Below are 12,110 nucleotides of genomic sequence, written 5' to 3'. Positions count from 1 at the left end.
ATTAAGATTGATATGGAAGGCGCGGAAAACACCAATCCGGCATTATATCGGAAAGGATATAAAAATGTCATCAGGATTTCCGAAAAAATTTCAGGTAATTATTATGGCGGAAAAAAATCGCAGCAGCGAGATTTTACTAAATGTCAAAAGCTTTTAAAGCAAAAATGTGTATCTTTTGCCCTTTTAATAATCATGCCTTCTGAAACCCTGAGCCACTCCGTAATCGAAGCTGTAAAAGCCAATGACGAAAAAACATTGAAAACTTTGTATAATAACAATTATAGCAAAGTGTGCCAATATATATTGCAAAACAGCGGAACGGAAGAACAGGCAAAAGATATTTACCAGGATGCCTTTATTGCTACCTGGAGAAATATTCAACTGGGTAAATTTAAACTGGTAGAAAACACTTCTATCGGCGCTTACATTTTCCAGGTCGCGAAATACAAATGGCTCGATCATCTTCGCTCTTCTTCTGTTAAAAAAACCATAAGGCTTGAAGCCGCACATGAAGACATGATGACCTTTGAAGATTTAACCGATATTGATACAGAACGCATAGCACTTATTAAGCAAAACTTTAAAAAGCTGGGCGATGCATGCAGGGATATGCTTACGCGGTTTTATTATCGCAGGCAGGCTTTAAAAGAAATTGCTGAAGCATTGCATATAACAGAAGAAACCGCGAAAAACAACAAATACAGGTGTATGGAGCGGCTAAGATCTATGATTAACCATTAAACCAAAAAAGTGAACAACGCATTTCATATTTCCGAAGAAGAACTGGAGCTTATTGATAAGTATCTCAACAAAGATTTGGCTGGTAATGAGCTGGCTGCCTTTGAGCAAAGGTTGAGAGAAGATTCCCTATGGAAACAAAAGGTTGAAGAAGTAAAATGGATATCACTCAGTATACAGGAAGCAGGGCTCGAAAAAAAGCTTGATGCATTTCACCAGGAACTTACCGCGCCCGAAATAGCGCCTGTTAAAAATATTACATGGAAAAAATGGATGGTTGCCGCGGCTGTAATTATATTAATGGCTGTAAGTACATTGCTGGTATTAAGAAAGCCGGAGCATGAAAGACTTTACGCCGCATATTACAAACCAGATCCCGGCCTGCCGGTGGTGATGGGTGAAGAGGCCAAAAGCAACTATACTTTGTATGACGGAATGATAGATTATAAGGAAGGAAATTATAATAAGGCTATTGAAAAATGGAAAAGCATTGGCGATACAAATGAATATACTGATACGCTCAACTATTATATTGGCGTTGCAGCGCTAAGTGCAGGTGATATGGAACAGGCGGTTTTCTACCTCAATAAAGCATCGGCAAAAACCCATTCATCCTACCGGCAAAAAGCAATGTGGTACCTGGCATTGATCTATATAAAACAGGATAATAAAACCGCCGCTGAAAAACTGCTGAAAAACATACATGACATACCGGAAGCAAAAACATTACTGAAGCTGATAGTCCGGTAAACAGCATTACCTAAAGCCATTCTGCTGAATGAAAAATTTACCGCTCATATTTTTCAGTGTATTTTGTTGTGCTGCATCAAGCGCCCAAACAGCAACAGGCGATTATGCAAAAGCAAGGAAAGCATTGCAGCATAATAAAATTGACAGCAGCGCCTGGTATATCAATAATGCGCGGCAGTATTTTACCAGCACCAACAACTACGACAGTCTCGCCTTAATATTAGCCCTCGAAACACAGATCACCTGGGAAAAAGACCCTGTTGCCAAAGCTATAGCTAAAGCAGATTCCGCCATGGGTGTTGTAATGCACAGGCTGCCTGAAAAAAGCGCAGGAAGAGTGGCGCTGAATTCTATCAAAGGAAGCTTATATTCCGGCAGGTATCTATTTGATTCTGCCGCTATATTTTATAATAATGCACTGAAAGCGGCAGATACCCTGCATCCCCATTTACCGCTGGTTATCCTGTACATGAATCTTTGCCGGATGGAAATGCTGAAAGAAAACACAGCAAAAGCGGATGTTTATTATAATAAAGCGTACCGCACACTGCAAGCTGTTGACCCTGCTGATGAAATAACACTGGCGGATTTACTGATTACCCGTACCCAATGCTTCATTGTGGGAGGCAATTATAACGCCGCATTGCAAACAGCAGCGCAAACAGAACAGTTACTTAAAAAAAATTATGCTCCTGATAATCCTAAGCTCGCTAAAAACTACGGCAATCTTTCTTCTGTATGCTATTACCTCAGCCGTTATGAAGAGGCATTAATGTATCGCCAGAAAGCGCTGGGTGTTTACCTGCAAAACAACACCGCAGACATAGACAACAATTCCTCTTTTTATGTTACTTACTATAACATGGGGCAATTATATTATTACCTCAACGAACATTCACTTGCCTCCAATTACCTTAATAAGGCACTTCATATAGGAACCAATATTTACGGAAAGCAAAATCTTGGAATGGTAAATGTTTTAGTGCAGTTTGGTTCCACACAACAAAAGCTAAAGCAATTCAGCCAGGCAAAAACTTATTTTGAAGAAGCATACCGTATACAAAAAACATTAAACCCCGGCGACTACTGGACACTGGCATATATAGAATCGTTTTACGGTGATGTATTTGCTGATGAGAAAAAATACGACAGTGCCGCTTACTACTACAATACCTCGGTAAGTAATTACAATAAGATTAATGAAGCGCTCTCCTATTACGCGTTGTATACCCGTGCAAGTCTTGCTAACGTATATACCACAACAGGCAAAACGAATATGGCATTACGCATTCAAAAAGATGTGTTGGAAAAATTCAGAAAACAATACCCATTATTGAAGCAGCCAGTTGTTGAGTTTTTAAATGATATAGCGGAATCTTACCTGGAAGCCGGAAACTTAGACAGCGCTAAATTATATTCAGACAGCAGTATCCTATTTCAGTCAGGTTTTAAAAGTCTTTCCGCCGAACCTTCATCATGGTTGTCAAAGCTACCTTTTTCATTCAAGGTGAGTGAACTGGTAAAAACAAGGTTAAACATTTTGTATGAAATATTCCAGCGGTCAAAGCAACAAAAATATTTAACAGAGTTGCTGACCATAACGGATACTTATTCGGATTATATTTCTGCCAATATTTATAAGCTGCGAACACAGCACTCGCTGGTTGAACAATCAGAAGTTAACAAAACTATTTTCTCCAAAGGTATTGACGCCTGCTGGGAACTTGCTAAAGCAAAAAATGAGCAACATTATTTTGAAAAAGCTTTTATACTTTCCGAGCAGGGCAAAGCACTATTGTTACGGCTTGCCTCCAATAATTTTATGGTGGATGATGCCATGGTAGAAAATGATCCGGTGATAAACCGCGATATCCTGTTAAGAAAACAGATCAGTAGCCTGAATGAACAACACCTCAACGCGGAAACGGGCACGGATTCGCTGCTGCGATTACTTACTAGCGCAATAGAAACATACCGTGCTTTCCAGGATAGCCTGAAAAAAACCGGGAATCCTTACTTTAATAAGCGGTATGCGGTAACCGCTTTTCCTTTGAGTGAAATAAGAAATGAACTCTTAATGGAACAGGCAACCCTTATTGAATATGCGCTTACAGATAATTACCTCTATACTTTCGTGTTAACGCAGGATAGTTTTTATGTAAAACGTGCTGACATTAATTACAGCAGTGCTGTTAAAGCATTACAAAATCCCCAGGCACTTTCTGCACAGGCTTTCCGCGACAGCGCATATAAATTATACATCAGCCTTATTAAACCTGTTGAAGCATATTTTACTTCAACCAAACTGATCATTATACCAGACGCGGATCTGTATTACCTGAATTTTGAAACGCTTGTTACAGATACAACCGATAAAAACTTCGGCTCGCTGCATTATCTTATTCATAAGTATACCATATCATACCTGCTTTCTGCCAATGTTGCGGTTCAGCTAAAAAAATACGACCGCCGTGATAAAACAAAAGATAAAGCGTTGTTGTTTGCTCCTGTATTCACAGACGCCATGAAACAGTTGTATAAAAAACAGGCTGCTTTTGTACAGGGAGATTCTTCGTACCTGCATTTATTTCGTCAGCCATTTGCATTGCAGGCCGCGCAAAATATTTACAGGCTGATGTCGGCAGATATGTATACCGAACATCAGGCTTTGGAATCAGCGTTCAAACAATCTTCTTCTCAATATAAAATCCTGCACCTTGGCACACATGCACAGATAAATGATATGGACCCGCTTCAATCCAGGCTGTTTTTCGCGAAGCCTGTGGGTGCTGCTACTGCTGCAGACGATGGTAATCTTTATGCGTATGAAATATACTCCATGCAACTGAAAGCTGAACTTGCCGTGCTTACTGCTTGTGAAACCGGTGCCGGAGCAGTTCATACCGGCGAAGGGGTAATGTCGCTGGCGCATAGCTTTATGTTTGCAGGTTGCCCCAGTGTAGTAATGAGCTTATGGAAGATTGATGAAAAAACGAATGCGCAGATCATAACAGGCTTTTACAAATACTTAAAAAAAGGTTACAGCAAAAGCGAAGCATTGAGAAAATCCAAAATTGACTTTTTAGAAAATAATGCCGGGGAATTATCCAACCCGTTTTATTGGGCAGGATTGTGTATTATTGGTGATGATACTTCTCTTTATTCCGACAACAATTGGTGGTATTGGCTTGTGGGTGTTGGTATTGTGCTTATAATATTGTGGTATGTTTTAAAAAATCGGCGAATTACAACCCGAAAAGCCGTCGCAAGCGAATTTCGATAAATCCTATAAGAAGAAAGCCGCCTTTTCATTCAATAAATTTTCTAACGCATCGTAAATTTGAGAGCTGCGCATCAAAAAGCCCGTCAACACTTTGTTTGCGGGCTTTTTAATTTTTTTGATCGTTTTGTTTGCGGTGAGGGCGGGATTCGAACCCGCGGTACAGAGTTACCCGTACGGCAGTTTAGCAAACTACTGATTTCAGCCACTCATCCACCTCACCAACCCTTTTAAAAGGACGGCAAAAATAGGGCGAAAGATCAGAATACCCAAATATTAAAACCGCTTTACGACAAAGTTTTTATAACCTCTGATTTCACCTTCGGTTACGTTTATATTTTTAACCTCTGCCCTGGCAGGGCCTTTGCGGCACCATGCTATCAATGCATTCACTTTATCCTCCTCCCCTTCTGCAATTAATCCAACAGAGCCATCGAAGTTATTCCATACCTCACCTTTTAATCCCAAACGCTGCGCTTCATCTGCTGCACTGGCCCGATAATATACCCCCTGCACTTTACCGGTGATTGTTAATTGTTTATTCACGATCATATTACATCAATAAAAAAGCCCCTTCACAGGGGCTTCTTATAAAAATATTTTCAAATTACATAGCAGCCAGTTGCACTTTTTGTTGAAGATCTACCACACTTTCCCTGAATAATCCGTCAGTATCCATTAAATCTTTAACGGTTTGGCAGGAATGGATTACGGTAGTGTGATCACGTCCTCCAAAATGTTCACCAATAGTTTTTAAAGAATTTTTGGTAAACTGTTTGGCAAGATACATAGTGATCTGCCTTGCCTGAACAATTTCCCTTTTGCGGGTTTTTTGCAGCAAACGCTCGTAAGGAAGATTGAAATAATCGCAAACCATTTTCTGTATGGTTTCGATGGTAATCTCCTTTGAGGAAGTTTTAACAAAATTACGTAGCACTTTCTTTGCCAATTCCAGATCAATTTCTCTTTTGTTGAGCGAAGACTGTGCCAAAAGAGATATTAGCGCACCTTCCAGCTCTCTCACATTACTCTGTATGTTATAGGCAATATATTTTACAACATCTTTTGGCATATCAAGCCCGTCATTTTTCATCTTGCGCTCCAGTATGTCCATCCTTGTTTCGTAATCCGGCAACTGCATATCTGCGCTCAATCCCCAACGGAAACGGCTCAATAGTCTTTCCTGTACTCCTTCAAGATCTTTAGGAGATTTATCTGAAGTAAGTATCAACTGCTTGCCGCTCTGGTGCAGGTGATTGAAAATAGCGAATAATGCATCCTGGGATTTTTCAGCACGATTGAAGAACTGCACATCATCTACAATCAACACATCAATCATCTGGTAAAAATGAATAAAATCATTAATGGCATTATTGCGGCTGTGATCCTGGAATTGATTGATGAATTTTTCAGAGCTTACATACAACACTATTTTATTGGGGTGCAAACGCTTTACTTCATTGCCTATAGCCTGAACAAGATGCGTTTTCCCCAATCCAACGCCGCCATATACTACCAGTGGATTAAATGAAGTAGTACCCGGCTTTTCCGCAACTGTTTTACCTGCGCGGCGAGCCACCCTGTTACAATCTCCTTCAATAAAAGATTCAAAAGAATACGCGGCATTAAGCTGCGGATCTATCTGCACCTTTTTTAATCCCGGAATTACAAAGGGATTTTTTACAGGATTATTTACTACTAAAGGAAAATCCATTTCGTTATTAGAATAAGTTTTAAAACCCTGCCCGCTCACATCCATGGTAAGCGGCTTATTTTTATCGTTTCCGCTATCTACCATTATTCTGTATTCCAATCTCGCTTCTTTTCCTAATTCTCTCTTCAAAGTCTTTGCCAATAAATTTACGTAATGCTCTTCTAAATATTCATAAAAGAATTGGCTCGGCACCTGAATTGTTAAAACCTTCTCAGTTAATGCTACGGGTTTAATAGGTTCGAACCAGGTACTGAAATGTTGCCATTCAACTATATCTTTAATAATAGCAAGACAGTTATTCCATACCTTATCGTAATTTTTATCCATTATCAATAAAGCAGTTTATATAATGAGTTAAGAAATATCAGTTTGATTTTTTGTCCCTTCTTTTTAAACAATGCATGTTCAAAAAAAAGTAGGGCAGGGCGGCGAATATCAACATTTCCTGTTGAAAAAAAAATTTTTTATTCACTTGTTTTTTTCACAATAACAACAGCATACGAAATCGCCAAAAACATCTGCGCCTTTTGTTTAAAAAAACTGTTTTCATTTTCATTCACCCCTGCATTGATCTTTAAAGCATAAGAATGATTATCTCTGTTTTTTCACAACGCAACATCATTCAAATGCTGTTCAACACTTCTTCCGGATTAACATTAGTGTATCCGCATAGATTCACTGGACAGGTTTTATTAAGATATACCTCTGTTTACGCAAACAAAAAAATATAACGAACAAAATTCGCAGTAATATTTTTTAGTGCTATCGAGGCTGAATTGTTTTCTGGCTGGGAGCTGCAAAAATGCAAATGGATATCGGCAGGAAGGATATTTTTTTCATTTGTACAGCTTGCTTTGAAACTTATGTCAAGGTAATTTTTTTTTATCCAACATAAAAATAAAATTTAAAAAAAATGATAGAATTATTACTGCTATTTTTGCCGCTTAATTATTTACAATGAGTTATGATTTAACCGGCAAGCTGGTTGCCAAATATGATACAGTTCAGCGCACGGCTACTTTTAAAACCCGCGAGTTCGTTATTGAAAAAACAGAAGATATTGGCGGACGAATGATTACGAACTATGCAAAGTTTCAATGTGTGCAGGATAAGACTACTATGCCCGATCGCTTCAACACAGGAGAAACGGTAAAAGTACATTTCAATATAAAAGGAACAAAGTGGGAAAAGAACGGGCAGATAAACTATATTACCAATCTTGATGCATGGAGAATGGAAAGCGTAAACCTGCAGCAGGCAGAAAACACTGCCGGCGATACTGCTCCTGCCTATACTGCTTCAGATATACCTGCTTCACCGGATGATCTGCCGTTTTAACGGTAAGTGAAAACATGAAACGTAAGGTGAAAAGTGAGAAACGTGAGGTATTGTATTTCACGTCTATCTTCTCACCTCCTACATTTCTCCTTTCCCACTTACAAAGAGTTTTAGGATAACCACCTGACCTCATACATATGCAAAAGAAAATCACGCTCCGTGTACTTCCTTCAGAAGCAGGAAATGATGATGCCCTGAAAAGCTATATAGCTGCTTCCGAGGGCATTGCATCAACCAGGGTTTCAGGCTATTATATTCTTAAAAGATCCATTGATGCAAGATCCCGGCAAATATGGATCAACCTCACACTCCGGGCTTTTATTGATGAACCTTACCTGTACCGGGCAAAGCATGAGTTGCAGCTTAAAGATGTATCCCGCGCTGAAAAAAAGATAATTATAGTTGGCGCAGGTCCTGCCGGGCTGTTTGCGGCTCTGCATCTTATTGAAAATGGTATCCAACCTGTACTTTTAGAAAGAGGCAAAGATGTAAGAGCAAGAAGAAGAGATTTAGCATTACTAAACAAAGAGGGTATTGTTAACCCGGAAAGCAATTATTGTTTTGGAGAAGGCGGGGCAGGTACATACAGCGATGGCAAACTATATACCCGCAGCAACAAACGTGGCGATATTAACCGCATACTGAATGTTTTTGTTCAGTTTGGCGCTGAAGAAAATATCTTATACGATGCACATCCACATATAGGCACTAATAAACTGCCGCAAATTATTACCGCAATGCGGCATGCCATTACTGACTCCGGCGGCATTTTTCTGTTTGAAAAAAAAGTAATTGATTTTATTACAGACAGGGATATTATTACAGGTGTAAAAACTTCTGATAACAATATATTTAAAGGAGATGCTGTTATTGTAGCAACAGGTCATTCAGCCAGGGATATATTTCATCTGCTGCACGACAAACAGATTAAAATTGAGGCAAAATCTTTTGCGCTTGGCGTCCGTATTGAACATCCGCAGCCATTAATTGATAAGATACAATATCATCAACTTACTTCACATAGAGCAATATACCTTCCGCCTGCTTCGTATAGCCTTGTTGAGCAGGTAAATGAGCATGGTGTTTTTTCTTTTTGCATGTGCCCCGGAGGCATTATTGCGCCTGCTGCCACAAATCCCGGGGAACTTGTTGTAAATGGCTGGAGCCCCTCCAAAAGAAATAACCCATTTGCCAACAGCGGCATGGTAGTAAATGTTGAAGAAAAAGATATTCCCGCTTTTCGTAAATACGGGACATTGGCGATGATGTACTTTCAGCAAAGTGTAGAGCAGAAAGCATATAATGCAGGTGGCGGAAAATTTGCTGCGCCTGCTCAGCGTATGGTTGATTTTTCGGAAAAGAAAAGCTCTTCATCATTGCCGGACTGCTCTTATTTACCAGGAGTTCACGCTTCGCTGTTAAATGAAGTTTTACCAACATTTATATATCAGGCTTTGGGTAAAGGATTTAAAAAGTTTGGCGAAAAAATGCGTGGCTATTACACCAATGAAGCGATAGTAGTTGCAACGGAAAGCCGGACATCTTCTCCTGTTCGTATTCCGAGAGATAATATATCACTTACACATCCCCAAATAAAAAATTTATATCCCTGCGGCGAAGGCGCCGGTTATGCCGGAGGCATTGTAAGCGCAGCCATGGATGGTGAAAATGTTGCCAGCGCAATAGAAGCAGCACTGCTTAAAATATAATATCATTTCTTCATTGCCGAACCGTTAGTCCATCTTATTTTTATAGCATATTTACAATAACCCAAAGTTGATCGCTGCTTTTGCGGCGATGTAACAAAACAGGCAATTCAGCCACCAATAAACTATTATGCAGCATATTCTTGAAGTACATCATCTGAAAAAATATTTCGCTACTCAAAAAGCGGTTGATGATGTAAGTTTTAATATTGAGCAGGGTTCCATTTTTGGAATGCTTGGCCCCAACGGGGCAGGTAAAACAACCTTGCTCAGAATGATCACCGGCATATTTTTTCCTGACGACGGCAGCATTACTTTTGAAGGAAAAAAATTTGACGCGATCAATGATATTGTTCGCATAGGATATATGCCTGAAGAAAGAGGGTTGTATAAAAAAATGAATATTGGCGACCAGGCGCTATACCTTGCAAGATTAAAAGGGCTTTCTAAAGCTGAAGCAATGGAGAAAATTAAATTTTGGTTTCAGCGTATGGAAATGGAAACCTGGTGGAACAAAAAAGTGCAGGACCTGAGTAAAGGGATGAGCCAGAAGCTGCAGTTTGTTACCACTGTTTTACACGAACCCAAACTGATTATACTGGATGAACCCTTCAGCGGACTTGACCCTGTAAATGCCAATCTTATTAAGGACGAAATTTTCAGGCTGGCAAAAAATGGCAGTACCATTATTTTCAGTACACACCGCATGGAGCAGGTTGAAGAGATATGCGACCATATTATCCTGATCAACCGCGGCAACAAAATATTAGACGGCACTGTAAAAAAAGTAAAGCAGGATTTTAAGGAAAACCTGTTTATGGTAGGTTTTGAAAAAGACCCGGGCTATATTGAACCCAACGCGATATTTGAAATATCGGGCACCAAAGACGATAATATTATTCTGAAGATAAATGATGGCTACAAACCGCATGATGTATTGCAGCACCTGCTTGGCAAAGGGCTTGAAATCATTTCTTTTCATGAGATTCTGCCTTCGCTAAATGATATTTTTATAAAGCTGGTAGAAGGTACTCCGCTTGCAAGACAATTTAAAGCGATAGATGCTTAAATAATTAAACACTACTACAACTGACGATATATGAACAAAATAGGATTGATAATAGAACGGGAATACATGACAAGAGTAAAAAGAAAATCTTTTTTACTTACCACTATACTTGTACCCATTGTTATTATTGCATTTTATGCTGTTATTATTGCTGTTTCTATAAGTGGCGAAAGCAACACACAGCGCATAGCTGTTTTAGATAACGCCAATCTTTTTAATGGCGTAATTGAAACTTCAAAAAGCGATAAAAGCAGTTATCATTTTATTCATAACGAGACCGAACAGTCTTTCAAAAGCAAATACAAAGGTGAAGGATATTCTCTTTTTTTATATATCCCTGAATCGTACAATAAGGATAGCGGGCAAATAAAGATACACAGCCAGGCAGCAGTAAGCATTTTTGCAAAAGCGGATATTGAGCGTAAAATAAATGCCGCTGTTGAAAAAAAGCGTTTGCTTGCAGCTAATATCGATCCTGAAATTTACAAAAACATAAAGGCTGATATCGAAGTAGAAAACACCATTGACTCTGGAAAAGGGGAGCAGAAAGGCGTGGCTGGTGTTGCATATGCCATATCGTTTATTGCCGGTATACTTATTTACATGATATTACTTATTTATGGTACAATGGTAATGCGGGGAGTTATGGAAGAAAAAACCAATCGTATTGCCGAAGTGATTGTAAGTTCAGCCAAACCGTTTCAATTGATGCTTGGAAAAATTATTGGTATTGGCGCAGTTGGTATTACGCAATTTGCGATCTGGATAGTACTGATGATAGTGCTGCAGTTTGCTATACCATTTATTTTTCCTGACCTGTTCGAACAAATTTCGAATCCGGCAGTTATGTCTAACCCTGCCATGCAGCAGGTAAACTCAGGTAAAATGGTAACTATATTACAGGGATTACATTCGCTGCCTGTAGCTAAAATGGTGTTGTGCTTTATTTTTTATTTTATTGGTGGTTATCTTTTATATGCTGCTTTATTTGCGGCGATCGGAAGTGTGGTAAGCGAAGATCAAAATGAAGCGCAGCAATTGGTTTTCCCGGTTATGATGCCTTTGATACTTGGCTTTGTAATTATGACCAAAGCCATTAATGATCCAGATAGCGGGCTGGCTGTTTTTGGCAGCATGTTTCCGCTTACCTCGCCAATAGTAATGATGGGCAGAATAACATTTGGTGTGCCACCATGGCAACTGGCTTTATCAATGGTATTACTGGTTTTAGGCTTCTTATTTTTTACATGGCTTACAGCAAAAATTTACCGCACCGGTATTTTACTATACGGGAAAAAAGTTACCTGGAAGGAAATGTGGAAATGGATGGTGAGGAAGAGTTAAGGGGTATGGGGTATCGGCTATGAGCTATCAGCGGTCAGTGTCAGTTGTCATGTCCTGAAAAAAGTAGACACTATTACTACTATTACCCTTTTTCTTTTTTTTGTTACTTTTTTTCTTTTTACAATCCACATTTTAATTGTGGATTATTATAAACTTATTTGATTTACAGCT

Annotated in this window: 9 protein-coding genes and 1 tRNA gene; 7 read left to right on the top strand and 3 right to left on the bottom strand. The window is 39.2% G+C overall.

Translation table 11 applies throughout. The annotated features are described in order from the left end of the window. The first annotated feature begins 12 nt into the window (after positions 1-12). From DC498_RS07290 to DC498_RS07280, 3 genes are read left to right on the top strand one after another with little or no spacing between them, the layout of a single operon-like run. On the top strand, positions 13-741 hold the full coding sequence (locus DC498_RS07290; RefSeq protein ID WP_116873500.1) for an RNA polymerase sigma factor: 729 nt from the start codon (positions 13-15) through the stop codon (positions 739-741). 9 nt (positions 742-750) lie between these two features. Then, positions 751-1,488 carry a hypothetical protein gene (locus DC498_RS07285; RefSeq protein WP_116873499.1) on the top strand — a complete coding sequence of 246 codons (738 nt, stop codon included), beginning with the start codon at positions 751-753 and terminating at the stop codon, positions 1,486-1,488. Between the two features lie 28 nt (positions 1,489-1,516). After that, entirely contained in the window at positions 1,517-4,771 is a 3,255-nt protein-coding gene (locus DC498_RS07280) for a CHAT domain-containing protein (RefSeq protein WP_116873498.1), read from the top strand. Between the two features lie 131 nt (positions 4,772-4,902). Here the strand turns inward: DC498_RS07280 and DC498_RS07275 are convergent. From DC498_RS07275 to dnaA, 3 genes are all read right to left on the bottom strand, one after another. Beyond that, positions 4,903-4,991 (bottom strand) — tRNA-Ser (locus DC498_RS07275). 53 nt (positions 4,992-5,044) lie between these two features. Further along, entirely contained in the window at positions 5,045-5,320 is a 276-nt protein-coding gene (locus DC498_RS07270) for an acylphosphatase (RefSeq protein ID WP_116873497.1), read from the bottom strand. Between the two features lie 55 nt (positions 5,321-5,375). Further along, the gene (gene dnaA / locus DC498_RS07265) at positions 5,376-6,809 is read right to left on the bottom strand and encodes a chromosomal replication initiator protein DnaA (RefSeq protein WP_116873496.1); all 1,434 of its coding nucleotides are present in this window, start codon (positions 6,807-6,809) and stop codon (positions 5,376-5,378) included. A 630-nt stretch (positions 6,810-7,439) separates the two neighbouring features. On the opposite strand from dnaA, the gene DC498_RS07260 reads away from it, so the two are divergent. The 4 genes from DC498_RS07260 (at position 7,440) to DC498_RS07245 (ending at position 11,939) form a co-directional block, all read left to right on the top strand. Beyond that, positions 7,440-7,820, top strand: a complete 381-nt coding sequence (locus tag DC498_RS07260; RefSeq protein ID WP_116873495.1) for a DUF3127 domain-containing protein — start codon at positions 7,440-7,442, stop codon at positions 7,818-7,820. Between the two features lie 137 nt (positions 7,821-7,957). Next, entirely contained in the window at positions 7,958-9,529 is a 1,572-nt protein-coding gene (locus tag DC498_RS07255; RefSeq protein ID WP_116873494.1) for an NAD(P)/FAD-dependent oxidoreductase, read from the top strand. Positions 9,530-9,656: 127 nt separating this feature from the next. Then, on the top strand, positions 9,657-10,595 hold the full coding sequence (locus DC498_RS07250) for an ABC transporter ATP-binding protein (protein WP_116873493.1): 939 nt from the start codon (positions 9,657-9,659) through the stop codon (positions 10,593-10,595). Positions 10,596-10,625: 30 nt separating this feature from the next. Next, on the top strand, positions 10,626-11,939 hold the full coding sequence (locus DC498_RS07245; protein WP_116873492.1) for an ABC transporter permease: 1,314 nt from the start codon (positions 10,626-10,628) through the stop codon (positions 11,937-11,939). Positions 11,940-12,110 lie beyond the last annotated feature (171 nt).

It is taken from the genome of Terrimonas sp. (genome assembly GCF_003075435.1).
In the GTDB taxonomy this organism is placed as follows: Bacteria; Bacteroidota; Bacteroidia; order Chitinophagales; family Chitinophagaceae; genus Agriterribacter.
The sequence above is the reverse complement of the archived record's forward strand: the minus strand, read 5'-3'. Positions and strand labels throughout refer to the sequence as shown.